Origin of the sequence: Deinococcus maricopensis DSM 21211, assembly GCF_000186385.1 — a bacterium.
In the GTDB taxonomy this organism is placed as follows: domain Bacteria; phylum Deinococcota; class Deinococci; order Deinococcales; family Deinococcaceae; genus Deinococcus_B; species Deinococcus_B maricopensis.
The window spans coordinates 645,001-669,857 of record NC_014958.1; the positions used below are offsets into that span (position 1 = coordinate 645,001).

28 protein-coding genes (1 of these 28 running past the window's edge) are annotated in these 24,857 nt (G+C 69.7%); 19 read left to right on the top strand and 9 right to left on the bottom strand.

Going from position 1 to position 24,857, the window contains the following annotated elements; translation table 11 throughout:
- From DEIMA_RS02820 to DEIMA_RS02835, 4 genes are all read left to right on the top strand, one after another.
- Positions 1-1,835 carry the 3' portion of an S-layer homology domain-containing protein gene (locus DEIMA_RS02820; protein ID WP_013555719.1) on the top strand. Its footprint begins 1,459 nt before the window's first position, so only the last 1,835 of its 3,294 coding nucleotides appear in the window; the start codon falls outside the window, past its left edge; the stop codon is at positions 1,833-1,835.
- Between the two features lie 59 nt (positions 1,836-1,894).
- Complete coding sequence (locus DEIMA_RS02825) at positions 1,895-2,821, top strand: manganese-dependent inorganic pyrophosphatase (RefSeq protein ID WP_013555720.1); 927 nt, start codon at positions 1,895-1,897, stop codon at positions 2,819-2,821.
- Positions 2,822-2,921: 100 nt separating this feature from the next.
- Positions 2,922-4,166: a bifunctional folylpolyglutamate synthase/dihydrofolate synthase gene (locus tag DEIMA_RS02830; protein WP_013555721.1), complete on the top strand. Its 1,245-nt coding sequence runs from the start codon at positions 2,922-2,924 to the stop codon at positions 4,164-4,166.
- 68 nt (positions 4,167-4,234) lie between these two features.
- A complete protein-coding gene (locus DEIMA_RS02835) occupies positions 4,235-5,734 on the top strand; it encodes a carboxypeptidase M32 (protein ID WP_013555722.1) in 1,500 nt (499 codons plus the stop codon).
- 103 nt (positions 5,735-5,837) lie between these two features.
- Here DEIMA_RS02835 and DEIMA_RS02840 read toward each other — a convergent pair whose 3' ends face one another.
- Complete coding sequence (locus DEIMA_RS02840) at positions 5,838-6,104, bottom strand: hypothetical protein (RefSeq protein WP_013555723.1); 267 nt, start codon at positions 6,102-6,104, stop codon at positions 5,838-5,840.
- Positions 6,105-6,345: 241 nt separating this feature from the next.
- On the opposite strand from DEIMA_RS02840, the gene DEIMA_RS02845 reads away from it, so the two are divergent.
- Positions 6,346-6,735, top strand: a complete 390-nt coding sequence (locus DEIMA_RS02845) for a helix-turn-helix domain-containing protein (RefSeq protein ID WP_013555724.1) — start codon at positions 6,346-6,348, stop codon at positions 6,733-6,735.
- Positions 6,736-6,854: 119 nt separating this feature from the next.
- Positions 6,855-7,394, top strand: coding sequence for a hypothetical protein (locus tag DEIMA_RS17725; protein WP_148234882.1), 540 nt, complete (start codon positions 6,855-6,857; stop codon positions 7,392-7,394).
- A gap of 61 nt (positions 7,395-7,455) precedes the next feature.
- Here DEIMA_RS17725 and rocF read toward each other — a convergent pair whose 3' ends face one another.
- Positions 7,456-8,340 (bottom strand): arginase, encoded by an 885-nt coding sequence (rocF, locus tag DEIMA_RS02850; protein ID WP_013555726.1) that lies wholly within the window; start codon positions 8,338-8,340, stop codon positions 7,456-7,458.
- A gap of 169 nt (positions 8,341-8,509) precedes the next feature.
- Here rocF and DEIMA_RS02855 point away from each other — a divergent pair, with 169 nt between their 5' ends.
- From DEIMA_RS02855 to bshB1, 6 genes are all read left to right on the top strand, one after another.
- Entirely contained in the window at positions 8,510-9,115 is a 606-nt protein-coding gene (locus tag DEIMA_RS02855) for a YceD family protein (protein ID WP_013555727.1), read from the top strand.
- Positions 9,112-9,612 carry a cyclic pyranopterin monophosphate synthase MoaC gene (moaC, locus tag DEIMA_RS02860; RefSeq protein WP_013555728.1) on the top strand — a complete coding sequence of 167 codons (501 nt, stop codon included), beginning with the start codon at positions 9,112-9,114 and terminating at the stop codon, positions 9,610-9,612. Before DEIMA_RS02855 ends, moaC begins: the two co-directional genes overlap by 4 nt.
- Positions 9,613-9,648: 36 nt before the next feature.
- The gene (locus DEIMA_RS02865) at positions 9,649-10,533 is read left to right on the top strand and encodes a hypothetical protein (RefSeq protein WP_013555729.1); all 885 of its coding nucleotides are present in this window, start codon (positions 9,649-9,651) and stop codon (positions 10,531-10,533) included.
- Positions 10,530-10,868 (top strand): hypothetical protein, encoded by a 339-nt coding sequence (locus DEIMA_RS02870; RefSeq protein ID WP_013555730.1) that lies wholly within the window; start codon positions 10,530-10,532, stop codon positions 10,866-10,868. Before DEIMA_RS02865 ends, DEIMA_RS02870 begins: the two co-directional genes overlap by 4 nt.
- Positions 10,869-10,987: 119 nt before the next feature.
- A complete protein-coding gene (rpmF, locus tag DEIMA_RS02875; RefSeq protein WP_013555731.1) occupies positions 10,988-11,170 on the top strand; it encodes a 50S ribosomal protein L32 in 183 nt (60 codons plus the stop codon).
- Between the two features lie 61 nt (positions 11,171-11,231).
- On the top strand, positions 11,232-11,939 hold the full coding sequence (bshB1, locus tag DEIMA_RS02880; protein ID WP_013555732.1) for a bacillithiol biosynthesis deacetylase BshB1: 708 nt from the start codon (positions 11,232-11,234) through the stop codon (positions 11,937-11,939).
- A gap of 776 nt (positions 11,940-12,715) precedes the next feature.
- Here bshB1 and DEIMA_RS17500 read toward each other — a convergent pair.
- Genes DEIMA_RS17500 through DEIMA_RS02895 form a run of 3 tightly spaced genes read right to left on the bottom strand, consistent with a single transcriptional unit; the run spans position 12,716 to position 15,660 of the window.
- Positions 12,716-13,813, bottom strand: a complete 1,098-nt coding sequence (locus DEIMA_RS17500; protein ID WP_013555733.1) for an NUDIX domain-containing protein — start codon at positions 13,811-13,813, stop codon at positions 12,716-12,718.
- Between the two features lie 37 nt (positions 13,814-13,850).
- Positions 13,851-15,071 (bottom strand): glucose-1-phosphate adenylyltransferase family protein, encoded by a 1,221-nt coding sequence (locus DEIMA_RS02890; RefSeq protein WP_013555734.1) that lies wholly within the window; start codon positions 15,069-15,071, stop codon positions 13,851-13,853.
- Between the two features lie 46 nt (positions 15,072-15,117).
- Positions 15,118-15,660 carry a 5-formyltetrahydrofolate cyclo-ligase gene (locus DEIMA_RS02895; RefSeq protein ID WP_013555735.1) on the bottom strand — a complete coding sequence of 181 codons (543 nt, stop codon included), beginning with the start codon at positions 15,658-15,660 and terminating at the stop codon, positions 15,118-15,120.
- Between the two features lie 35 nt (positions 15,661-15,695).
- Between DEIMA_RS02895 and DEIMA_RS02900 the strand changes: the two genes are divergently transcribed.
- On the top strand, positions 15,696-16,037 hold the full coding sequence (locus tag DEIMA_RS02900; protein ID WP_013555736.1) for a (2Fe-2S) ferredoxin domain-containing protein: 342 nt from the start codon (positions 15,696-15,698) through the stop codon (positions 16,035-16,037).
- Positions 16,038-16,088: 51 nt separating this feature from the next.
- On the opposite strand, the gene DEIMA_RS02905 is transcribed toward DEIMA_RS02900, so the two are convergent.
- On the bottom strand, positions 16,089-16,553 hold the full coding sequence (locus DEIMA_RS02905; RefSeq protein ID WP_013555737.1) for a hypothetical protein: 465 nt from the start codon (positions 16,551-16,553) through the stop codon (positions 16,089-16,091).
- 156 nt (positions 16,554-16,709) lie between these two features.
- On the opposite strand from DEIMA_RS02905, the gene DEIMA_RS02910 reads away from it, so the two are divergent.
- Positions 16,710-17,468: a class I SAM-dependent DNA methyltransferase gene (locus tag DEIMA_RS02910; protein ID WP_013555738.1), complete on the top strand. Its 759-nt coding sequence runs from the start codon at positions 16,710-16,712 to the stop codon at positions 17,466-17,468.
- Complete coding sequence (locus DEIMA_RS02915; RefSeq protein WP_013555739.1) at positions 17,465-18,418, top strand: NAD(P)H-dependent glycerol-3-phosphate dehydrogenase; 954 nt, start codon at positions 17,465-17,467, stop codon at positions 18,416-18,418. Before DEIMA_RS02910 ends, DEIMA_RS02915 begins: the two co-directional genes overlap by 4 nt.
- 20 nt (positions 18,419-18,438) lie before the next feature.
- Here DEIMA_RS02915 and DEIMA_RS02920 read toward each other — a convergent pair whose 3' ends face one another.
- Together DEIMA_RS02920 and DEIMA_RS02925 are read right to left on the bottom strand one after the other, a co-directional pair.
- Positions 18,439-20,292, bottom strand: a complete 1,854-nt coding sequence (locus DEIMA_RS02920) for a VWA domain-containing protein (RefSeq protein WP_013555740.1) — start codon at positions 20,290-20,292, stop codon at positions 18,439-18,441.
- Positions 20,293-20,351: 59 nt separating this feature from the next.
- Entirely contained in the window at positions 20,352-21,740 is a 1,389-nt protein-coding gene (locus DEIMA_RS02925) for an RNB domain-containing ribonuclease (protein ID WP_013555741.1), read from the bottom strand.
- Positions 21,741-21,869: 129 nt separating this feature from the next.
- Here DEIMA_RS02925 and DEIMA_RS02930 point away from each other — a divergent pair, with 129 nt between their 5' ends.
- The 4 genes from DEIMA_RS02930 (at position 21,870) to DEIMA_RS02945 (ending at position 24,188) form a co-directional block, all read left to right on the top strand.
- On the top strand, positions 21,870-22,796 hold the full coding sequence (locus DEIMA_RS02930; RefSeq protein ID WP_013555742.1) for a DUF4097 family beta strand repeat-containing protein: 927 nt from the start codon (positions 21,870-21,872) through the stop codon (positions 22,794-22,796).
- On the top strand, positions 22,793-23,395 hold the full coding sequence (locus tag DEIMA_RS18145; protein ID WP_013555743.1) for a hypothetical protein: 603 nt from the start codon (positions 22,793-22,795) through the stop codon (positions 23,393-23,395). Before DEIMA_RS02930 ends, DEIMA_RS18145 begins: the two co-directional genes overlap by 4 nt.
- A gap of 98 nt (positions 23,396-23,493) precedes the next feature.
- Positions 23,494-23,850 carry a DUF2089 domain-containing protein gene (locus DEIMA_RS02940; protein ID WP_043816408.1) on the top strand — a complete coding sequence of 119 codons (357 nt, stop codon included), beginning with the start codon at positions 23,494-23,496 and terminating at the stop codon, positions 23,848-23,850.
- A 152-nt stretch (positions 23,851-24,002) separates the two neighbouring features.
- Complete coding sequence (locus DEIMA_RS02945) at positions 24,003-24,188, top strand: hypothetical protein (RefSeq protein WP_013555745.1); 186 nt, start codon at positions 24,003-24,005, stop codon at positions 24,186-24,188.
- 78 nt (positions 24,189-24,266) lie between these two features.
- Here the strand turns inward: DEIMA_RS02945 and DEIMA_RS02950 are convergent, their stop codons facing one another.
- A complete protein-coding gene (locus DEIMA_RS02950; RefSeq protein WP_013555746.1) occupies positions 24,267-24,836 on the bottom strand; it encodes a DUF1990 domain-containing protein in 570 nt (189 codons plus the stop codon).
- Between the last annotated feature and the right edge of the window lie 21 nt (positions 24,837-24,857).

Here is a 24,857-nt window from a genome sequence, read left to right on the forward strand (position 1 = left end):
TCGTCGTGCGCGACGTCAACGGAGTCAACGTCTACCGTTACATCACGCGTGGTGGCGTCTACACGCTCGGCACTGGTGAAACCATTGTTCGTGGCACCCCTGTGGTTGTAAACGGCGTGCCTTCCACGACCGTCTTCACGGGTCTCCCTGACAACACCTACTACCGTGGTGTGCGCGCGCAGATCACCCCGGTGGGCGGCCTGACCTTCGGGGCGCACGTTGCGCAGGAAGGCGAAGATGCCTTCTCCAACTACGCCCTCTACCCCTACCGCGACGTCACCGCCTATGGCGCCGACCTGCACGGCAGCATCAGCGGCTTCACGGTCGACAGCGAGTTTGCGCGCAGCAACCTCACGGCGCAGGACGGCACGGTCACCAACGCCCAGGCCTTCTACGCGAAGACCACCGGCAAGGTTGGCCCCGTCACCATTAACGACCTGAACTACCGTGCGATCAGCAGCAACTATGACCTCTTCGCGGGGATCAATGAAGCTGCGCCGCGTGACACGGCCAACGGCAGCACCGCTCCTTACGGTCGTAACCAGGTTGGCTTCGGCGTGAACGTCTCCACCACTCTCGGCCCCGTGTCGGTCGGTGGCTACTATGACCGCCAGACCAAGTGGGCGACGAACTTCACCACGTCCACCGAGCCTACCCTCAAGGTCGACCGTGGCGTCGCTGCGAAAGTCAACCTGTTCAGCATCGCCAGCATCCGTGGCGGCTACTACGAGTTCATGGCCAACGAAAACGCGGCCCTGAGCTACGGTACTGGCGCCAATGCAGCGACGCGCGCGACGGCCCGTGCTGACATTACCCCTGGCCTGGGCATCACCATCGGCGCGTACTACCGTCAGCTCAACCTCAACGGCGTTCTCAGCGAGGATGACAACGAGTACTTCCGCAACAGCAAGTACAACAGCTACTTCGATAGCGCCAATGCCTTCAAGAAGCAGGATGGCTGCGGTGACCAGCACCCCGGCTTCGACGGCACGGACACGGACGGCGTGGGCAGTGCCCTCACCTTCAGCACGGCGGACAGCACCGATGCGACCTGCTACACCGAGTACGGCGCAGAAATCGCGCATAACGGTACGGACGCAGCGGCACTCGTCAAGAACCTGGACCTGCGCTTCGGTTACGCGAACCGTTACAGCAACGCGACCACCAGCTACAGCAACACCTTCACGTACGGCAACGCGCTGTACAACGCCAAGCTGGGTCTGGCCAACGTTCAGCTGAAAGGCGTGTTCGCGCGCAGCACCTTCGATCTGACGCGTGAAGCTGCCACCGTCAACAACAACACGGTGACTGCGGCGGGTATCCGCGTGACGACCGATCCGCTCACGAGCCTCCCCTTCAACCCCAGCTTCGAAGGTGCGTTCGGCTACTACAGCAACAGCCACGACTTCGCGGCTGCAACGAGCGACTACACCAGCACCGCCATGAAGTACGTGGCTGGCGTGAAGCTCAACCAGTTCCTGCTGCCCAACACCAAGCTCGCCGTGTACTACGCGGGCCTGAACAGCACGAACCGTGAATACGTGCCCTTCGTCTACGCGGCGGCACGCACCACGGGCGCGTACTCCCGTTACCAGACGCCCTTCACGGCGGGCGGTACGAACGATGCTGGCTACTTCCAGGATGCCAACAACGGTGCGCGTATCAGCCAGAACGGTCTGTACGTGGAAGGGAACTACTACGACCTGGCCTTCGGCTACGGTATGTACAACCTGAGCGTCCTTGATCCTGCTGGCAACCAGATCGGCAGTGGGCTCGGCGACGGCAAGGCCGCCACCGGCCAGAGCTTCAAGATCAGCTACAAAGTCAACTTCTAACCCCGGTTGACCCCCGAAACCCCCGCCAGCGGCGGGGGTTTTCTTTTACACTTGTGGGCATGGTTGCTGTTTTTGGTCACTTGAATCCGGATACGGACGCGATCACGTCCGCGTTGGTGTACGCGAACTTCCTGCGCCGCACAGGGGTGGACGCCACGGCGTACCGCCTTGGCGAACTGAACCGCGAGACGGCCTTCGTGCTGAGTGAGGCGGGCGTGGTGGCTCCTGAGGTGCTGCCCGAGTTGCCGAAGGGTGCCCCCGTAGCCCTGGTGGACCATAACGAGGGGGCGCAGTCCGTCCCTGGCCTCGCGGATCTGACGGTGACGCGCGTGGTGGACCACCATAAGCTGGGGGACCTGACGACGAGCGTGCCGCCGTACCTGCGGTTCGAGCCGGTCGGCTGCACGGCGACGATCCTGACGAAACTGCACCGGGAGGCAAACGTGAGCGTGGAGCCGCAAGACGCTCGCCTCATGCTGAGCGCCATCCTCAGTGACACGCTGCACTTCCGCAGCCCGACGACGACGCCCGAGGACCGTGAGGTTGTGGCGTACCTCGCGGCCATCGCCGGCATCACGGACGTGACGGCGTACGCCCTGGCGATGTTCGCGGCGAAGAGCGACCTGGGGGACACGCCCGCAGATCAACTGCTGAAGATGGACTACAAGGTGTTCCCGTTTGGCGAGGCAAAATGGGGCATCGGCGTGATTGAGACGACGAACCCTGCGTACGTGTTTGGCCGCGCGGAGGCGTTGCGGCAGGCGATGGACGCGGAAAAGGCGAATGCGGGCCTGAATGGGGTGCTGCTGAGCGTCGTGGACATCCTGAACGAGACGAACCGGACCCTTGTGCTGTCTGCGACGGAAGAGAAGGTGCTGCGCGAAGCGTTCGGCGCGGAGAGTGCCGGGGGCGTAGCTGATCTGGGGGCGCGCATCAGCCGCAAGAAGCAGATCGTGCCGGCTCTGGAAGCGTACTTCGCGCAGTAAGAACCCCAGGACAAGAGCAGGCCCAGGAGGATTCCCCTGGGCCTTGCTCCTGTGAGCCGAGGCACGCGCCTGTGGATGCGGCGGGCGGTATCGTGCGGGCGTGAATGAGCAGGTGGCGTGGTTGGTAGGGCGGCAGCGGTTCGGCATGAACCCAGGCCTGGAGCGTGTGGAGGCCCTCCTTTCGCGACTGGAGGAGCCTCAGAGGTCGTTCCGGGTGGTGCTGGTGGGCGGCACGAACGGGAAGGGCAGTACGGCGGCGACGCTGGCGGCCATGCTGGAGGCGAGCGGGGAGCGGGTGGGGTTGTTCACCAGCCCGCACCTGACCCGGTTCGGGGAGCGGTTCCGCGTGAATGGCGTGGAACGTCCCAGCCCGGAAGTTGAGGCGGCCCTCGCGGTGGTGCGTCCGCATGCGGAGGCGTTGGAGGCCACCTTCTTCGAGGTGGTGACTGCGCTGGCGTGCCTGCTGTTCGCGCGTGCCGGTGTGGGCACCGCCGTGATGGAAGTGGGGCTGGGGGGGCGGTGGGACGCCACCAATGCCCTCAGCCCGGCGCTCAGCGTCATCACGAATGTCGCGCTGGACCATACCGAGGTGCTGGGCGACACGGTGGAGGCCATCGCCCGTGAGAAGGCCGGGATTCTGCGCGCAGGGCGTCCCGCCGTGACTGGCGTGGATCCCGGACTGTTGCCCCTGCTAACGCCTACTGGCGCTGACCTGTGGGCGCTGGGGCGTGAGGCGAAGCTGACATCGACCTCGCGGGGCTGGCAGGGCTGGCGCGTGCAGCTGCAGGCCCCGCAGGGGGCGTGGACGTTCCAGACGCCGCTGCTGGGGGAACACGGTGCCCGCAATGCCGCCCTGGCGGCCCTGGCGGCCGCGCGTCTGGGCGTTCCCGTGGACGCCATCGAGCGAGGCGCAGCGGGCACGGTGTGGCCGGGACGGCTGGAGCGCCTCACCTGGGGTGAACGTGAGGTGCTGCTCGACGGCGCGCACAACCCGGACGGCGCCAGGGCCCTGCGCCGCGCCCTGGCGACCCTGGGCGTGGGGCGTGTCCCTGTGGTGTTCGGCGCCACGGCGGATAAGGACGTCGCCGGCGTGGCGGGGGAGATCGCCGCGTTCGCGTCGGAGGTGGTGCTGACGCGCGCTGTCCTCAGTCCCCGCGCGGCCCCGCCGGTGACGTTGACGCGCTGGTTCCCACGCGTGCCTGTGCGCGTCGCGGAAACGCCCGCCGAGGCGCTCGCCAGCCTACCGCCGGGGCTGAGCGTGGTGTGCGGTAGCCTGTACCTGATCGGGGAGGTGCGCCCACTGCTGCTGGGCGAGGCGCCCGAACGTATGGAGCGCTGGCAGTGACGGCCCGTGCCGGTAGGCACAATGGCGGGGGTGGACGGGCCGGGCGGGCCGCGCGGTAGGCTGGGCGCGTGACACAACTGGATGACCTGAAGACGCTGCTCGGTCAGGTAAGTGACCTGAGCGCCGCCGCGAGCCTGATGAGCTGGGATCAGGAGACGTACATGCCGCCCGAAGCCGCGCGCGTCCGCAGCCTGCAGATGGCGACCCTCGCCGGCCTGTCGCACGAGACCTTCACGAACGAACGCACCGGCCAACTGCTGGACGCCGCCGAACGCAACACGCTCAGCGACACGGACGCCGCCATCGTCCGCGTGGCCCGCCGCGACTACACCAAGGCCACGAAACTCCCCACCAGTTTCGTGGAGGAGCTGACGCGCGCGCAGAACGAGGCGCACCACGCCTGGATCGAAGCGCGCAAAACCGACAGCTTCAACACCTTCGCGCCGTACCTGGAGCGCATGTTCGACCTGGCGCGCCGCCAGGCGGACCTTGTGGGCTTCGACGCGCACCCGTACGACGCCCTGATTGACGACTACGAGCCGGGCGCCCGCGCGGAACACATCCGCAGCGTGTTCGCGGACCTGCGCGACCGGACGCTGCCGCTGCTGCGCCGCATCACCGCTGCGGGGGACGCTACGGACTACGGCGTGCTGTCCCGTCCGTTCCCTGCGGAGGCGCAGCGGAACATCGCGCTGCGCCTCGCGGAGGAGGCCTTCGGGCTGAAGCCGGCGTTCTCGCGGCTGGACGTGAGCGCCCACCCGTTCCAGACGAACTTCAGCCGCTCGGACCTGCGCATTACCACGCGGTTCGACGAGACGTACTTCCCGACGAGCCTGTACGGCGTATGGCACGAGACGGGCCACGCCATGTACGAGCGGGGCGTCGGGGAACGCTGGGAGCGGACGCCCGTGTCGCGCGGCGCGAGCCTGGGGGTCCACGAGAGCCAGTCGCGGATGTTCGAGAACCTGTTGGGGCGCTCGCGGGCGTTCTGGCAGCGGTACTTCCCAACGCTGCAGGCCATCGCGCCCGACGTGGCCGCCGGTGTGGACGCCGAAGCCCTGTACCGCGCCGTGAACCGCGTGCAGCCCAGCCTGATTCGCGTGGAAGCCGATGAGGTCACGTACAACTTCCACATCATGCTGCGCTTCGAGCTGGAGCTGGCGCTGCTGGAGGGGACGCTGAAGGTCGCGGACCTGCCTGAGGCGTGGAACGCGAAGATGGGCGAGTACCTGGGGATCACGCCGCCGAACGACGCAGACGGCGTGCTGCAGGACGTGCACTGGTCCGCGGGCTTGATCGGGTACTTCCCGACGTACACGCTCGGAAACCTGCTGAGCGTGCAGTTGCTGAACACGGCGCGTCAGGACGCACAGATCGCGGCGGGGGTAGACCGCGCGGAGTACGGGCCGCTGCTGGCGTGGCTGGCAGAGCACGTGCATCAGTACGGGCGGAGCCTGACGCCGTCTGAGCTGACGGTGCGCGCGACGGGCCGTGAACTGCAGGCCGATGATTACGTGGCGTACCTGCATGCGAAGTACGAGGACATCTACGGCCTGAAGCCGGAGTGACGTGCGGAAAGACGAGGCCACCTCATCAGCGGCCTCGTCTTTGGGTTGGGCATCTGAATGTGCCCTCCTGCCGATGAGGGCGTCAGGGTGACGTGCTCTGGGGTCAGACGGCCTGTTTGCGGGTGGCGTTGACGAGCAGGTATGCGCGGGTCGCGTCCAGCCAGGTGCGGGCGACGTGGGTATGGGGGTGCTGGCGAGTCTGCAGGGCGTCGGCGCTGCGGCTGAGCTGCCGCTCAAGCTGACGCAGGGCGCCGCTGCCGCCCTGGTTCTCGGTTTCGATGAGGGTGTTCAGGACGACGGTGTGGTGCGCCTGGCCGGTGCGGATGGTCTCGGCGATGCATTCGAGGGTCCGTTGGTTGAGCGTGTGCATGCGTGCCTCCAACAAGGAAGACTTCCATTTTGGAAATTCCTGATCTGATTACGATCTTAGCGTACTCGTTTGGGGTTTGCAAGAATCGCCCCCGAGGAATTCTGTATTGACCGGATTGCGGGCCGGTGCTACACTCCGAGCCAGGGTGGGGGATTCTGCAAATACCCAACAGCAGCCATCCCCCCTTTAGGCGACCCGACACCACCCGGTCCGGACCTCGCCGCAGCCTAGGAGGTGAACCATGAAACTGCACGAACGATTGCGTGAACTGCGCAGCGAACGCGGGCTGCGGCTCAAAGACGTCGCGGAAACCGCTGGCATCAGCGTCCCGTACCTCAGCGATCTTGAGCGCGGCCGCACCAACCCCAGCCTCGACACCCTGCAGACCCTCGCGGGCGCGTACACCATTACCGTCCACGACCTGCTCGAAGGCGTCGAATTCTACGGCCAGGGCACCGACGGCAGCATGCCCAAGGGCCTTAGCGACCTGATCGCCGACCCCGTGCTCGGCGGCCAGATCACGCCCGACTGGGTGCGCACGCTTTCCCGCATCGAACTGCGAGGCAAACGCCCGCGCGACAAAGGTGACTGGTACGAAATCTACCTGCACCTTAAACGCATCCTCGACTAACCCAACCTCAGAGGGCGGGTCTTGATCATGAGATCAAGGCCCGCCCTCCACGCTTTTTGTCGATGCCACAAATTCGCTCTAGGAAGACTCGATCTCATGCTACCTTTACAACTGGTGAGATGATGATGAAGAAATTAAGTGTAATGCTGCCAGTAATGGCATTGATGGGCGCGTGCGCACCTGTAACTGCCGGGACTCAAGTTTCTGCACCTTTGGTTCAGGAGACTCCTTTTGCTCCTGTGGTGCTTGTGCCTGGACAGACCATTTACGTGCAGTATACGTATCCTGCCGGAATGTTGGGGATCCAGGATAAGTATCTTAAAGATTTGAAAATTGATTTTAATAACCGCGATAACGGAAACAATGTGCGGTCTGTCGAAAAATATGCAAGCTGGTTGATGATGACGCCGGAGAAGCTGCCGAAAGGTGTGGAAGTCAAGCTTGACCAAGCGTACTTGGTCAAAGACGTGACTGAAACAGATAACACACGTGACGCTACGGAGATTCGTTTTTTGGAGAAAGTACGTGTCATCTTAAAAATTACGGCAGCCGTTGATGCCGATCTCAAAGGCGTCGATCTTTTGACTTTGAAATTTATGAATGACAATGTTACCAAGGACATGTCTCTATTCCTGACGACAGAGTCTACCAAGGAATAAGCTTCCACCAAAAGCAATGGATGCGACAGAATCTACTTTATTCTGCCGCATCCACTGCGCTTTACAGGATCCGTTGGCCGAGCAGGCTGGCGGCCATGCCGACCATGACCTGCGCGGTTTCGTTGCGGACGTCGAGGATGGGATTGACTTCCACAATGTCCATGCTGGTGACGCGCTGGGATTCGCTGAGGAGTTCCATGAGCAGGTGGCCTTCGCGGTAAGTGAGGCCGCCGGGGACGGGCGTGCCGACACCCGGGCAGACGGTCGGGTCGAGGGCGTCCGCGTCGAAGGAGACGTGGAGGCGTTCGACGCCGAACAGGCGCTCCAGGGTTTCCTCGGCGATGCGGGTGATGCCGAGCTGGTCAACTTCTTTCATGGTGTAGACGGTGATGCCGTGCTCGCGGATCAGTTCGCGTTCGCGGGCGTCGATGCTGCGGATGCCGATCATGACGATGTCTTCGGGGTGGGCGTGCCAGCCGCCGCCGATGCCGGCGAGGCGGGCGTCGCCAAGGCCGGTGAGGTGCGCGACAGGCATGCCGTGAATGTTGCCGCTGGGGCTGCTGTCGGGCGTGTTGAAGTCGGTGTGCGCGTCGACCCAGATGACACCGGTGCGTTTGCCGCGCGCGGCGCCGGGGACGGTGCCCATGCTCATGCTGTGGTCGCCGCCCATGCTGATGCTGAAGGTGTCGTCGGGGAGGGCGCGCAGGCGGTCGTACGCGCCGGTGCAGGCGTCGAGGATGCTGTCGAGGAACACCAGGCCCTGCTGGGAGAGTTTGTCGGCGGTTTCGGGGATGGCGACGGGGACGTCGCCGAGGTCCGTGACGGTGTGGCCGAGGTCGCGGAGGTGGTGGGCGAGGCGCGCGTTGCGTAGGGCGCTGGGGCCCATGTCGACGCCGCGGCGGCCGGCGCCGAGGTCCATCGGGATGCCGAGAAGCGAGATGTTCATTGGCTTTCAACGTAACACCAGGATGGGCGTATGCCTTACGTCTGCAACTCTATTTTCGGGTTGTGCGGAGAACACGAAGGCCATGAGTATGCGCGTGAATATTCACTCAGGGGTGGACATTGCGACGCTTGACCTTCAGGGGCCTGTCAGGGCGCTCTATCATGCAGGCATGACCCTCACCGAACCCCGCATCAACCTCAGCGCGCTGCTCCGCGCGCCCGGCGACGCCAGCATCCGCGGCGAAACGCCGAACCTGCGCTACGAGCAGGGCGGCGAACTGCAGACCCTCACCTTCGCGGTACCCGCCCCCTTCCGAGTGGACGTCAACACCCTTCAAGGCAACGAGTTCTACCTGCAGGGCCGCTTCCAGCCGACCCTCATGATGGAATGCGCCCGCTGTCTGCGCCCGGTGGAAGTCCCCCTCGACGTGCCCCTCGGCACCCTGATGCGCTACGCGCCGAGCGTCGAGGAGCCGTACCTCGAGGAAGCGGACACCGGCGAGGAGATGCTGGTGTTCGGCCACCCGGACCTGGACCTCAGCGCGTACCTCGCGGAAACGACGCTGCTGGTCGCGCCGCTCAGCGTCCTGCACGACGAGGCCTGCAAGGGCCTGTGCCAGGTGTGCGGCACGGACCTGAACGAAAGCACCTGCGCGCACCAGGCGCGCGTGCCCGTCGAGGCGCTGCAGAGTGACATGGACGGCGACCCGAACGTGCCGCATGCGACCAGCCACCCGTTCGCGGCGCTGCGCGACCTGGACCTCCCGGACGAATGAGCGAGCGCGACGCGCCCGGCGCCACCCCGGAACTCACGCACTTCCGGGACGGCGCGCCGCGCATGGTGGACGTGACGGACAAGGCCGCCACGCACCGTGAAGCGACGGCCGAGGCGTGGGTGCGGCTCCCCACGGACGCGCGCCGCGCGCTGGAAGCCGGCGCGAACCCCAAGGGGGACCCGCTGGGCGTCGCGCGCCTCGCGGGCCTGAGCGGCCTGAAACGCACCGCCGACCTCGTGCTGCTGTGCCACCCGATTCCCGTGACGGGCGCGAAGGTGGACGTGCAGCTGCGCGAGCAGGGCGTGCACGTGACCGCCACGGTGCGCACCACCGCCCCCACCGGCGTGGAAATGGAGGCGCTCACGGCCGTGACGGTCGCGGCGCTCAACGTGTACGACATGCTCAAGGCCGCGAGCAAAGCCATCGAGATTACCGGGGTGCGCCTGCTGCACAAGAGCGGCGGCAAAAGCGGCGAGTACCACGCGCCCCGACCGTGAGGCGGATGCCCCCGCGCCGCGCAGTATCCTGAGGGCGTGAAGGTTGGACTGCTGGATTCATTTGGGGCGCGCGCCGTCCCGTACTGGGAGGCGTTCCTGCGCGCCCTCGAACTTGAGGTCGTGCGTCCCGCGCTCAGCGCGGAGGAAGCGTACGCCATCGGCCGCGACAGCCTCCCCGACGAGCCGCCGCACGTGCAGCTCGCGCTGGGCCGCGTGCTGGAACTCGCCCGCACCGACGCGGTCGTGCTGCCGGGCTTCGCCGGCGTGCACGGCGACCCCTGGGGCGAGGACTTCGCGGACGTGCTCACCCGCCGCGTGAGCGTGCTGCCGCCGCTCGTCACGACGCCCGCGCCCGGCACGGACCTGGCGCCCGTCGCCGCGGACATCGGGCAGCGCCTCACCCGCAATGCGGGTCGCGTGCGCCTCGCGCTGGACCGCGCGAAACTCTACGCCGGCACTGGCCGCGGCGCCATGCCGCCCCTGACGGCGGCGTCGCGCGCGACGGTCGCCGTGATCGGCCCGGACGCGCTGCTCGCCGACCCTTTCCTGAGCGGGCCGCTGCGCGCGCGCCTGCAGGACTTGGGCCTGCACGGCGTGTTCGCCAGCGACCTGCCCCGCGATCAGGTGGTCGCGCGCGCCGCGCGGTTCGAGGCGCGCAGCGCCGGCGAGGCGGAACTGCAGGGCGCGCTGGGCCTGTTGGAAGGCAAGAGCCCGGTGCGCGGCGTGGTGTTCGTCGCGCCCGCGCGTGACGCGGCGACACGCACGTACCTGAAAGGCCTCGCGGACCGCGTGCGCAAGCCCACACTCCTGCTGGACCTCGACCCGGACGATCAGGGCACGCTCGCGCCGCTGGACGGCTTCGCCGGACGGGTGCAGGTGGGCGCCAGCACCCGCGATGTGCACCCCGAGGACGACGCGTGACCTTCTGGCGCTGGCTCACCACACCGGACCCCTCGCCCGGCCTGAACGCCGCCAAGCTCGGGAAGCTGCTGCTCAAAGCGTTCCTGTTCGCGCTGGTGATCGTGGTGATTCAGGCGCTGCTCCGCGCGCTCGGCCTCAAGTTCGTGGACACCTGGTGGGGGTCGGCGCTGCTGGTCATCGCGCTGTACCTGCCGTTCGCGCGGTACCTGGCAGTGGACATGATGCCGCCCGCGCGGAGCACTGGCGCGGGCGCGGCGGGTGCGCGCAAGGGCGGCCGGGTGGACGCCCGGAAGTTCGCGGGCGTGAAAAAAGGCCCGCCGCGGCAGCGCCGCTGAGGGGTGCACGAGGGGGAAGCCCTGTGCTATACTCCCTCCTGTTGTCTCGCGCCCCGGCGCGAGAAGAAGCCGCCCCGCCCCAGCCGGAAGAGCGAAAGCGGCCCGAGGAGTGAACTGACATGGCCAAGCACCCCGTCCCCAAGAAGAAGACCAGCAAGAGCAAGCGCGACATGCGCCGCAGCCACCACGCGCTCGTCGCCCCCAACCTCGTCGAGTGCCCCCAGTGCCACAGCAAGAAACTGCAGCACCACGTGTGCGGCAGCTGCGGCTACTACGACGGCCGTCAGGTCCTGAGCGTCTGACGACGCCGAACGCGCGGGAGGGTATACACCCTCCCGCGCTTCTGTTTCCACTGTTTCCACCATGCGCACCGTCTACGGCACGCCCCAACCCCTCGACTGGCTCTGCCTCGCCCCCCATCCGGACGACGCCGAAATCGGCGCGGGCGGCACCCTGATCCGCCTCGCCCGCGCGGGCCGCGCAGTCGGCATCCTCGAACTCACGCGCGGCGAGAACGGCACCCTCGGCACCCCCGAACAGCGCGAAGCCGAATGCGTGGACGCCGCTCGCATCATGGGCCTCGCGTGGCGCGGGCAACTGGACCTGCCCGACGGCGGCCTGATGGACACGCCCGAGCAGGCCAGCACCCTCGCGCGCGCGCTGCGCCTCACCCGCCCGCGCGTGCTGGTCATCCCGCACCACCACGACCGCCACCCGGACCACTTCGGCGCGTACCACCTCGCCAAGCGCGCAGCGCACCTCGCCGCGCTGCGCAAAGCCCCCCTGGACGGCGACGTGCACCGCGTCAGCACCACGCTGCTGTACCAGGGCAACGGCGACATCAACGCCGACCTCGTCGTCGACGTCGAAGCGCACCTGCACGACTGGGCGACCGCCATCCGCGCGCACGTCAGCCAGTTCAGTGGCGAAACCGTCAGCGAAACCGTGACGCCCGAAGTGATCGAGCGGCGCACCGCCCGCCTGATGTACTGGGGCACCCTCACGCGCCGACGGTACGCCGAGGCCTTCGAACTGGACGCGCCCCTCACCCTCGACCCACTCAGCCTGTAACGCCGTGGGCGTTAACAAGGGGCGCGTGAGCTCCAGCGCGCCCCCCAACGTACGAAGTTCGCCACTCGAACGATCGGCCCGCGTCGAACAGGCGCGAGCAAAGCGGCTGGCACCTTCGTGATCCACACGCAACGCTTCGGGCTGTTCCTGAACACCCCGAGCACACCCGCCCTGAGGCGTCAGGTGATCGACGCCGTGCACGCATGCTGGTCCTCCACACGCACGCCGACGGGAACCTGCCGGGCGTGATCTCACCAGCGACGCCTGCGCTCGCCTGGGGCCCGCTCAGGCGAGCGCGTGGCGCCGGACTGCTGGTCTGCAGATGTGACCTTGTTCGACCCTGACGTGACGCTCCTGGGCACCTCGCGCTCCACAGCGGCGCCCTGACCCTCCAGGTGCTCCTGCTCCCCACGCCCGGGCACATGCCCGACCGCGTGGCCATGTGAATTCCGGAACTGTGCACCGTGCGCGTCGCCGAACGTTCGCGGCGGCGCGCCGCTGGACACCATCCGGGCGTCCATGGAGCATCTGCCCGCCCTCAATACTCACCCGCAACGCCGCGGACTTCGGGCGGCTCTGTGCGCACCTCCGCGCCCTGCCTGACCCGGATGGGTGGCTGGACTGCTGACGCTGCCGAGGCGACGGGCATCACGGAGGCGCAGGTGCTTGCTGAACGGAACGCCCACGTCCGGGCCAGGCTTCTACCGCGCGTTCCAGTGGTGACGCGCTCCACGCGGGCTTGGGGGCCCTGCGCACCACCGGCTGGACAGAGCCGCTCAGCTCAGCGGCTCTGCCTGCGCCTCCAGCACCTCCCCGCGCGCGAGTGCTTCATCCAGGGCTCGCAGCGCCGCCGGGAACACTGGCAGGTCCGGCAGGGCCGTCACCGGCACCCACCGGAATGCGTACGTGTTCCGCGCGCTCGCCCGCGCCGCTTCCGGGCTGTCCGGGTGCAGGGCCGCCTCGCCGCTCGCGGTCGCCAGGAAGTAGTGTTCCGTGCGCGCCAGATCCGGCACGTGCACCCGCGCCGCGAGGCGCACCAGCGTGACGTCCAGTGACAGTTCCTCGTGGGCCTCGCGGACCGCGGCGGCCTCCGGCACCTCCCCGGCCTCCAGTCCACCGCCCGGCACGATGTAGTACGCGCCGCGCCGGTACGGGCTGTGACGTTCCAGCAGCAGTACCTCCAACGCCGCGCGCTCCGCCGGCGACACCGGCTGCGTGACGTCCGGTAGCGGCCCCGAGGCCGCGCGGACGACCAGTACGCCCGCACGGTGCCGCCCGGGGCGTGGCAGCAGCCGCAGCTCCCCGTCACGCCACACGCCCGCGTCGCCGTCGCGGAGCTTCACGTGGTCACGGCCCCGCAGGCGCGCGCCCATGAACGCGAAGTCCGGCTGATCCGCATGCGGCCACGCCCGGCCCGGCCACAAGTGCCAGCCGTCCACGTTGCGCCCCTGATCGTCCACGCCGTCCACCCCGGCGAGAATGGCGCCCGCGCTGACGCCCACAAACACGCCCCCGCCCTCCACGAGCGCGCGCACGCGCCTCAGCAGTGCCGACCCGCGCAGCGCGTCCGCCAGCGTCCGGGTGTCCCCACCCAGCACGTACACGCCGCCCACGCCGTCCAGCGCGCGCAGCACAGCGGGGTCGTCCGCGTCGTCGTGCGTGCCGACCGGCAGCAGGAACGCCTCCACGCCGAACCCGGCAAGGTACGCGATCAGGTCCTCCACGAACCCCGTCAGGTCCGGACGCCCCCACGACGCCGTCGGCACCACCGCCACCCGCGGAGCGGGCAGCCATGCCGTCCACACCCGCTCCACGTGCGCCGTCTCCCCGCGCGCGGGGAGCCCCCCGCCGATCAGCACCACTGTTCCGGTCATCCGCGCAGCATACCGAGCCGCCCGGGCGTGGGGACGCTCAGGTGCCGGTGGGCGCGACCTGCTCGCCGGCCGCGATGACCGCGCCGTCCGCCACGGACGCCCCCTCGCCCACCACGACCAGGTCCCCCTGCGCCGCGCCTACCCGCGCGCCCGCTCCGATGCACGCGTCATTGTCCACGATGGCGCGTTCCACGGTCGCGCCCGCCCGCACCGTCACGTCGCGCAGCAACACGCTGCCGCGCACTGTCGCGCCCGCCTCCACGATCACGCCCGGCGCGAGTACGCTGCGCTCCACGGTGCCCGCCACCTCGCACCCGTACGACAGGATGCTGCCCCGCACCACGGCGCCATCCTCGATGCGCGCGGGCGTGCGCGGAATGCCTGCCGTGAGGATCGGCCAGTCCGGGCGGTCCAGCACCACCGACTGCCGGTCGAGCAGGTCCATGTGCGCGCGCCAGTACGCGTCCGGCAGGCCCACGTCCCGCCAGTACCCGTCGAACGCCCACGCGTACGCCCCGCCCCCCTCGACGAAGTGCGGCACCAGCCGCTCCCCGAAATCCCCCAGCGCCTCCGCGCCACCGTCCTCCGCGAGGGCCTGCAGGGCTGCCAGCAACGCCCGCGCGTCGTACGCGAACACCTCCGTCGTGACCGTGTCCGAGATCGGCTTATCCGGCTTGTACGCGAACTGCCGCACGCGCCCGTCCTCGCCGACCACCACGTTCCCGAACCGGGACGCGCGCTCGCCCGGCGGGACCGGCACCGTCACCATCGTGAGCTGCGCCGCGCGCGCCACGTGCGCGCGGATCACCTCGCCGTAATCCAGCGCGTACACGTGATCGGCACTCAGCACCAGCAGCACGTCCGGGTCGAACTCCTCGATCAGCTGCCGCTGCAGCCACAGCGCGTGCGCGTTCCCGCGCGCGAAGCCGCCCTCCTCGTCGCCGCCCGTGTACGGCGGCAGCACCTGCAGCCCCCCGTGCGTGCGGTCTAGGTCCCAGGGGCGCCCGTTGCGCAGGTGATCGTTCAGGGAGTGCAGTTCGTACTCTTCCACGACCCACACGTCCGACAGGCCGCTGTTCACGCAGTTGCTGAGCGCGAAATCAATCAGGTGGTACGTACCGCCGAACGGCATCACCGGCTTCGCGCGGTCCTCGGTGAGCACGCCCATGCGTTTCCCCTGGCCGCCCGCCAGAATCAGGGTCAGCACCGACTGGCCATCAACGCGGGTGCCGCGCGCACGTGGGGAACGACTCGCCATGCCCTCCAGTGTGCCGCGGGCACGTGCGAGCCGCCCTGCGTCCCGCTTAACGGCCCTTCACGCGCCGCACGCCCCGTTCGGTCGCGAGGAACGCCACTGGCACGTCATGCGCCGCGCGTGGCACGTCCGGCAGCACCAGCGCCTCCGGCGTGACGCCCACGGTCGGCACCGCCCAGCCCGCGAGGAGCCGGTCATAGAAGCCGCCGCCGTACCCCAGCCGGAACCCCACTTCGTCGAAGGCGAGTGCGGGCAGCAGCACCGCGTCCACGCGCGCGCGGTCCACGCGGGGCGCGTCTGCCGGGGGCTGCAGAGCCCCGAACCGGCTGCGTTCCGTTGCGGTTGCCCACGGGTGCAGCGTCAGGTGCGGCGCGGGCCGCCAGCGCGCGCGCGTGGTGAGCAGCTCGAACGCGTCCGCGAGGTCCCCCACGTCCACCTCGCCGGGCAGCGCCCGGTACGCGAGCACCACCCGCGCTCCCCGCGCTCGCAGGAACGCGCGCAGGTGCGCCGTCACCGCGCCGCTCACGTCCGGCAGTGCCGATCGCTCTGCCCGCACCCGCGTTCGCCACGCCGCCTTCGCCGCTTCCGTCACCCTCGCAGGGTAACGCGCGCGCTACCCTGGAGCGCGTGACCGCCAAGTACTTCCGCACGAACGCGCACCTGCTGGTGTGTCAGCACACCAACTGCGCCAGCCGCGGCAGCGCCCTGCTGCACCGCGCCCTGTGGAACGCCCTGGAACGCGACGGCCTCGCGTACTACAAGCGCGGCGGCAGCGTCCGCCTCACCAGCAGCGGCTGCCTCGGCGCGTGCAGCCACGGCCCCGTCCTGTGCGTGTACCGCGACGCCGGCGGGCGCCTCGAGGAGGGCTGGTACGCCGCCGTGGACTTCCCGCTCGCGCTGCAGGTCGCGCGCGCCGCGCACGAAGGTGCGCCCCTGCCCGCCGACCGCAAGTACGGCCCCGCCGAGTAACCCGTCAGGAAAGGGCCGCCCTTGGGGCGGCCCTTTGACGCGTCCGGACGCTCAGTTGCTCTTGTAGGTCAGGTCGTAGCCGGTGAGCGGCTGGTTCTGGACGGTGCCGTCCGCGCGGCGGATGTTCCAGCCCTGACGGTAGCTGGCATCGTTCGCGGTTTTGAACACCAGGCGTTTGCCGCCGTCGTCGCTGACGATGGTCTCGCCGACGTTGTACTTGCCGTCCTTGTTTGCGTCGAGGAACGCGATGACGGTGTAGTCGCCCGCCGCGAGGTTGCTGGGCAGGTCAAGGGTGTAGCCGTTCAGGATCTTGGCGTCCACGATCTGCGTGGGGCTGGAGTCCACGGTCGTGAAGTTGTTCAGGCTGCGGCCCGCCAGGGCGAGGCGCACGCTGCCGTCGGCGGGGAAGCCGCCGGTGAGTTTGCCACTCACGTCGGGGTTGTTGGGGTTGCCGAGCAGGCTGCAGCTGCTGAGCGCCACGGTCGCCGCGGCGGCCAGGGTCATCATCTTCTTCATGAGGTACCTCCTGAGCGTCAATGTAGTGGGCGGCGCATGACACGCGCAAAAACCGCGCGTTACGGCCCCTCTCACTCACCCTTCACGGTAGTGGCCGCGCGCATGTGAAGCCCGCGAGGTTCCTGACGCGGCCCTCATGGCCCGTATAGTGAAGGGGTGCAGCGCCCCCCCTTTACAGCCCTCGCCAGCGTGTACGACGCCATCATGGCCGACATCGAGTACGACGACTGGGCGGAGTTCGTGCTCACGTACCTGCGCGCCGAAGGCGTCACGCCGCGCCGCCTGCTCGACCTCGCGTGCGGCACCGGCGCGAGCAGCGCGCCGTTCGCCGCGCGCGGCCTGGACGTCACTGGCCTGGACTACAGCGCGGACATGCTGCGCGTGGCGCGCGAACGGCACCCGCACCTCACGTTCGTGCAGGGCGACCTGCGGGACTTCCAGGTGGACGGCCCGTTCGAGCTGATCACCTGCATCTTCGACAGCCTCAACAACCTCACGGACCCCGCTGACCTGGGCCGCGCACTCGCGCGGGCGCACGCGCACCTCGCGCCCGGCGGGTACCTCGCGTTCGACGTGAACACCCGCGCGGGCGTCCGCGACCTGTGGGAGGGCGACACCATCGAGGGCCTCACCGAAACGCCGGACGGCCGCGAGGTCCACTACCACTGGTCGCACCACTACGAGCCGGATACGGAACTGGGCGTCGTGCAGGCGTTCGTGCGCGTCGAAGGCGACGAGTTCGTGGAAGTGCACCGCGAACGCGGGTACGACCAGGCGGACCTCGACCCGCTGCTCGCCGCAGCCGGGTTCGCGGAGTGGACGTTCGTGGAGTACCCGGATTACGCGCCGCCCGCGCTGGACGCCACGCGCGTGTGGGTGTTCGCGCGTGTGGCGCCGGAGGGAGCGGGCGCGTGAGCGTGCTGGTGCTCGGCGCGGGCGGCTGGGGCACGGCCCTGGCCGTCATGCTCGCCCGGCACGGCACGCCCGCCACGCTGTGGGCGCGCCGCGCGGACTTCGCGGCGGAACTGCGCGGCGCGCGCGAGAACCGCGCGTACCTGCCGGGCGTGCCGCTGCCCGACGCCGTGACCGTCACGGAGGACCTGGGCGTGGTGAGCGCCTTCGCGTGGGCGCTGGTGGTCGTCCCATCGCGCGGCGTGGAGGAGCTGCTGGGCAACCTGCCGCGCACCCTCGGCGTGGTCCTGTGCGCCAAGGGCCTCGCGGAGGACGGCGCGCGCCTCACCACGCTCGCGGCGCGGCTCGGGTTCACGCGCGTGGCGGTGCTGAGCGGCCCGAACCACGCCGAGGAGGTCGCGCGCGGCCTGCCCGCCGCGACCGTCGTGGCCAGCAGCGACGCGGCGTTCGCGCAGGACGTGCAGCGCGCCCTGATGACGCCGTCCTTCCGCGTGTACACGAGCGCGGACGTGGTGGGCGTGGAACTGGGCGGCGTCCTGAAGAACGTCATGGCCGTCGCGGGCGGCCTCGTGGACGGCCTGCGCCTCGGAGACAACGCGAAGGCCGCGATCCTGACGCGCGGCCTGCGCGAGATGGGCCGTTACCTGATCGCCAGCGGCGCCGACGACGACACCCTGTACGGCCTGAGCGGCCTGGGCGACCTGATCGCCACGGCCACGAGCGTGCACTCCCGCAACCGCGCGGCCGGTGAGGCCATCGCGCGCGGTGAGCCGCCGGTGCAGGGCGGGAAGGTCGCGGAGGGCGTGCGCACGGCGGGCCTGCTGGCCGACTGGGCGCAGGCGCACGGGCACGACCTGCCCATCACGCGGGCGGTCGCGCGCGTCGTGGCGGGCACGTGGACGCCGCCGCAGGCCCTCGCGAGCCTGATGGAGCGCGGCGCCAAACCGGAGTAGGGCGCCGCGCCCCCCGGTCCTCAGCGGCCTTTGAACTCGACCGGGCCGGTGTTCATGGTGAAGGTCCCGTCGGCGTTCAGGGTGGGGCTGCGTTCCGTGCCGATGCGTGAGTAGCGCTCCACGTGCCGGATGGTGGGGCCGCTGGGGCTGGTGAAGTCGATGCTGGCGAGCGCCACCCAGAAGCTGAAGTGGTTGCGGTTCAGGACCGGCACGTCCACGCGCTGCGCGCCGCCGTCCGTGACGACCGCGCGCGGCTGGTAGCTCGCGAACGACCCGAGGCCGTTCTCCACGGCGCTGTACGCGCTGATCAGCACGTGCCGCAGCGCGTCCGGGCGGTGAATGACGATCTCCTCCCGGCCGGGCACGCGGCTGTCACCGGACAGCGTGATGTACGGCGCGCGGTCCTTGTGGCCCAGGTCGCGGTAGTACACCTTGCCGCTGGTGCCGTCCGCGAGGACGTAAAAGGCGTACAGGTCGAGGTCCCCCTGGCCTTTCCATTCCAGCGCGGCGCGGAGCGTGGCGGCCTTCTGGAGCTGCACGGCGCCATTCTTGCGCAGGCTGACGGCGGCGGTGGGCGCGGGCCGCGGCGTGGGCGCCGCCGGCGGCTGGAGCTGCTGCCAGGCCTTCCACCACCCCGCGAACTCGCTGAGCATGCGGTCGTACAGCACCTCGTCCGTGACCTGCGCGATGTCGTCCACCGCGAAGAAGCCGCTGTTGTCAATCACGCGGCCCTGCAGCGTGTCGAGTTGCCGCAGGATGCCGTAGTTCGCGTCGCCCAGGCCGATGAACTGCCAGAACAGCGGCTCGCTGCTGCTGCCTTTGATGAGCTGCGCGATCTTCTTGCTGCTGCCGCTGATGCCGCCGTCCGTGAGGAACAGCACCAGCGTCGGCATGATTCCCACGCCGGCCGCGCGGTCCTCCGCCTGCGCTTCGCGGTGCTGGCGCAACACGTCCTCCATGACGGGCGGTTCGTTGTTCCCCCCGCCGATGCTGTGCACGTGCGCCGGGAGGAGCGGGTTCTTCTGCGGCATGACGTCGCCGACCAGGCCGACGACGCTGTGCTGATCGAGGTCGCCCATCTGCGCGAACCGCTCCGCGTAGTACCAGAACTCCATCGCCTCGTTGTCATCGAGTTTCAGCGCCACGGGAATCAGGCGCTCCAGGGTGTCCTGCACGACGCCGTTCCGGTACAGGGCGCGCATGCTGCCGGACGCGTCCATCACGACCATCACGCGCGCCTTGACATGCTCGATGCCGGCGCGTTGCAGCACGGCCGTGACCTGCTGCTTGCGCAGGCTTACCTTTTCGGCGCTCGGTTCCGGCAGGGTGTCCGGTGCGGGCGCGGGAGCCGGGGCGGCCTCCTCGGCCTGACCGCCGAAGTGCTCTAGCAGGGCCTGCAGGCCACCGCCAAAGCCCTGCCCGACGGCGGCCACGCGCCACTCGCCGTTGTGGCGGTAGACTTCCGCGACCATCACGGCACGCTCCGCCCCGAAGTCGCTGCCGGCGTACGTGTACTGCGCGGCGGTCCCGCCGGCGTGCGTGAGGGTCCAGGTGCCCTGCGCGGCGGCGCTGAACGGCGTGTCGTCGTGCGTGGCGACGAACATCAGGCGCGTGATGGACGCTGGGAGGGCGCCCAGGTTGACCTCGAAGGTGCCGCCCGCGCTGCTGGGCTGCGCGGTGGTGGTCAGCGCGCCGTGCGGGCTGCGCGGCTGGTTGTAGAACACGAAGTACTGGTCGTCGCGCAGCTGGCGGTCGTCGTCCAGGCCGAACACGCTCACGTCGGCGCCGCGTAGGCCCGCGTCGAACTGCACGGTGAATGTCGTGGTGACGCCCAGATCGCCCAGGCGGCGTTTTTCCCCTCGTTGGAGCAGCATGGCCGCATTGTGGCGGCTGCCGGGCGCGCGCGGGTGCAGAGTTGCGCGCCCGGCAGCGCTCAGGCGTTCACTTCGCGGAAGCGCGCCTGCAGGTTCGGGAGGTCCGCCTGCACGAGCTGCAGGCGCAGGGGCGTGCCGACCGGGTGGGCGCTGTGCAGCGTCGTGTCGAGGGCGAGGTCGGGGATGAGCGCCACGGCCTGCGGGCCGCGGCGCTCCACGATGACGGCGTCCCAGACGCGTTCTGGGTGGTTGGCGAGGTGCTTGAGGGTCCAGTGGCGGCGGCTGGCGCGTTCGGCGGCGCGGACGGCGTCGGCGCTCATGTTCGCCTCGGCGGTGCGGGCGGCAATGTCGCGCCCGGCGAGGGGCTCGTCGCCGCGCAGGACTGCGCGGAGCTGCTGGTGCACGACGAGGTCGAGGTAGCGGCGCATGGGGCTGGTGGCCTGCGCGTACAGGTCGAGGCCCATGCCGCGGTGCGCGGCGGGCGCCGTCTGGAAGCGGGTGCGCGCGAGCGTCTTGCGGCGGGCCCAGTGCGCGGCAAGGGTGTCGCCGCGCACGTCGCGGTGCGGGGCGTCCTGCGCGGCGTAGGGGAGAGGCACTTCCTGGTCGTCGGCCCAGACGGCGGCGGCCCACCCGGCGAGCATCATGCATTCCTGCACGATGGTGCGCGCGGTGAGCGGCGGCAGGGGCGTGATGTGCACGTCGCCGTCCTGCGCGGTCACTTTCACTTCAGGGAGGGTGATGGTGACGGCGCCGCCGTCCTCACGGTACGTGCGGTGTGCGCCCGCGAGGGCGGCGAGGTCCACGAGGAGCGGGTCGCCCGCGTCGAGGCGGGCCTGCGCGTCGCGGTACGTGAGGCGCGTGACGCGCACCGTGGTGGCGACGACGTCCACGACGGTGGGTTCCCAGTGCCCTTCAAAGTCGATGCTGATGCTGAGTGCGGGGCTGGTGTCCTGCAGACCGAGGCCGAGGCGTTCCACGACGGCGGGGGGCAGCATGGGCACCGTGCCTTCGGGGAGGTACAGGGTGGCGCCGCGCGCGCGCGCTTCGAGGTCGGCGGGGCTGTCGGGGGGGATCAGGGCGGCGACGTCGGCGACGTGCACCCACAGGCGGCGTGTGCCGTCCGGGAGGGTTTCGAGGCTGAGGGCGTCGTCCGGGTCTTGGTTGCCGTCGTCGTCGATGGCGAGGGCGGTGAGGTGCGTGAGGTCGGTGCGGGCCTCGTCGGGGAGGTCCGGGAGATCATGTTGCGGGGGGGTGAGCTGGACGCCGCCGCGTTCGGGGTGAGGGTTGTGGTGGGTGGTCCAGAGGCCGAGCTGGAGCAGGAGCGCGTGGGCAGCTTCGGGCGTTTCGGGCAGGCCGCGTTCACGGAGGGTGCGGCTTTTCTGTTGTTTGCCGCGCGCGATGAGTTCCAGGTCGGTGCGCTGCGCGGCGGTGAGGGCCTCGGCGGTCATGTCGTCAGGATACCGCCCGCTCAGTCAGGCCGACGAGCTGACGATCTGGAAAGCTGAACTTGATATATAGAAAATGATATTTGACAATCTGTGATACCTGGGTTTACAACTAGTGACGAAGGAGGCACCATGACCACCCCCGAGGACTTCAACGCCCACGTCCGCCGCCTGATCGACGAAGGCAAACTCACGCCCGAGGATGCCCAGGCCCTGCTCAGCACCCCTGCTGCGCCCCACGCCCCCACCCCCCCACTGCCACCCCTCTCCCCGGTCGCCCCGGACGCCCCGCACCCCGAACCCGTCGCCGTCATCCACCCCGAACGCGTTCCCCTCGAAGGCGACGCCGAAGGCACCCCCGACGACCTGCACCTGCGCCTCAGCGGCTACGGCCTGCACGTCCTCATCGACAGCGCGCTCACCGTTCCGGAACTCACCGCCACCCACGCGCACCTGCTGCGCCTGTGCGCCACCCCGCAAGGCTGGCTCGTGGAACGCACCGAACAGCGCCCTGGCGTGCTCAGCGGCCTGCGCGCCACCCTCCGCCTCCCGTTCACGCCCCGGCACGTGCGCGCCAGCGTTGCCGGCGGCAGCCTGCACCTCCCCGACGTGACCGGCGACGTGTCCGTCGACGTCGGCGGCGGCAGCGCCACCCTGCGCGACACCGGCAGCCTCATCGCCAGCGTCGGCGGCGGCAGCCTCACCGCGCACAACACCCACGGGCCCGCCCGCATCACCGTCGGCGGCGGCAGCGTCCGCCTCCACGACGCGCACCCGCTGACCGCGCAGATCGGCGGCGGCAGCCTGCAATGGGCGCCGCGCCTGAACGAAGGCGACCACCACATCAGCGTCGCCGGCGGCAGCGCCAAGCTGCACCTGCAGCCCGGCAGCAGCGTCCGCGTGGACGCCAGCATCACCGCCGGCGGCTTCAGCGCCGACTTCCCCACCACCAAAAGCGGCAACTTCATCACCAGCACCCACACCGGCACGCTGCGCGACGGCGCCGCGTCCCTCACCGCCACCGTCGCCGGTGGCGCCCTGAAAGTGGTGAGCGCATGACCGAGCACCTGCACGGCCGCGTCCGCAAGATCCTCGACCTCGCCGCCAGCGGCAAACTCGCCGACGAGGACGCCGCGCAGCTCCTCGGCGCCCTCCACCCGCGCCTCGCGCCCGAAGGGGACGCCGTCACACACGTCCTCGCCCTCGCCCGCACCCCCGACTTCGGCCCGGACCTCATCGCCGGCCTGCTCACCGACCGCGCCCTGCCCGGCGCCCGTCGCCCGCCGCGTCCGCCCGGACCGCCCAGCTGGAACGGCATCGACGACTTCGTGGACCGCGTGACCACCAGCGTCGAAGGCGCCCTCGACTTCGCCCTTGACGGCCGCCGAGGCGGCAAGCGCGGCACGCCCGGACGGCCCGGCACGACCCTGCGCGTCGAGGTGGAAGACAGCCACGGCAACGACTACCGCCTGAACCTCCCGCTGGCCCTTGCGGAACACGCGCCGCGCCTGTTGCCGCCCGCCGCCCTCGGGGCCATCGAACGCGCCGGCCTGAACGAACACGCGCTCACGCTGCTGCTCAGCAGCCAGCCGGCGCCCGGCGAGATTCTCAGCGCCAACCTCGACGACGGCACCGAAGTGCGCCTCGTGGTCCAGTAAAGGAGCCGAGCCATGCCGCACCCCTCCTCGCCCGCCCGCCCCACTGGCCTCGCCTCGCGCCTCCCGCCATGACCCCCGCGCAGCGCTACACTGCCCGCATGCCCCGCCCGCTGCCCCTGCCCTTTCCCGGCGCGCAGGACGCCCCTATCGTCACCGAGCTGGAGTTCCGTGATGCGGGCGCCACCGTGCGCGGCGAGTTCACCCTCAACGAGTTCGCCACGCTCACCCCGGACAACCTGGAGTTCCTGCGCCTGTACATCAAGGTGCGCGGCAACCTCAAGGAAGTCGAGCGCGTCCTCGGCGTCAGCTACCCCACCGTCCGGGCACGTTTCGACACGCTGCTGCGCGCCATCGGGTACGAGCCGGAACCCCAGGACCCCCGCGACGAAACCCTCGCCCTGCTCGAACGCGGCGAGATCACCCCGGAAGAAGCGACCCGCCGCCTGCGCAAATGAGCGCCACCAACGCTCAAGACTCCATGAAGGTCAGGGCCTGCGTCGACTTTACCCCGACCAGCACGAGCTTTTCCGCAGCCTCGCCCTATACTCCTCATGAGATACTGCGCATTTTTGCGAACGTTTTAAGACGCGCCCGGTAAGGTCAGGGCATGCCTGCCCGCTCCACCCTCCTCGCGTCTGCTGTGCTCACCGTGTTCGGGATCGTCGGCCTGACCGTCGTCAGCGACGCCCGCCCGCTGCGCGCACCGACCGTGGTGCTGCTCGACCAGATGTACCACTCCGCGCCCGTGGTCGTGCCCACCCAGCCCGCCTGGCTGCGCACCAGCCACGACTGAACGCCCGACCAACGTCCGGAGGAACAGCCGGGCCCCCGCACGGCGCGTTGCCGTGCGGGGGCCCGGCCGCATGGACCCTCAGGGCGCCCGGACCGCGTTCAGCATCGCCCGCGCGTACGCGCGGCCCACGCGGCGCTGTACGGCGCGCATCACCGGCGCCCCCAAGTACGCTAGGGTCGCCTGAGGCCGCGAAAAGGCCAGCAGCGAAAACCGTACCGCGTCGTCCGCGCCGTGCGTCACCGAGAAAAGCTCCTCGCCCGCCGCGACGTGCCCGTGCAGCGCGCCGTACGCGAACCCGAACCGGCGCGGCTCATCCACGACGTACACCACCCGGTTCGCCACCAAGCTGTACACGCCCAGCGTCCGCACCCGCAGCACAACGGTCACGCCCGGCGCCACCGGCGCGGGCGTCCCGCACAGGGCCGGCCACCCGCCCGCGAACGGCGCCCACCCCCGCAGGGCCCGCCGCGCCCGCGCGAACACCGCCTCGCCATGCCCGAGCACCACCTCACGCCGGTCCAGGAAGTACCCGCGCACGGGCCCGCCGGCGCGCGTGCCGCCCACCGGAGCGTACGACCAGCCCGCCGCCTCCGCACGCGCGCGGAACGCCGCGACGCGCGCAGCCGTGGGGCGGCGCAGGCTGAACATCCCCCCAGTGTACCGGGCGGC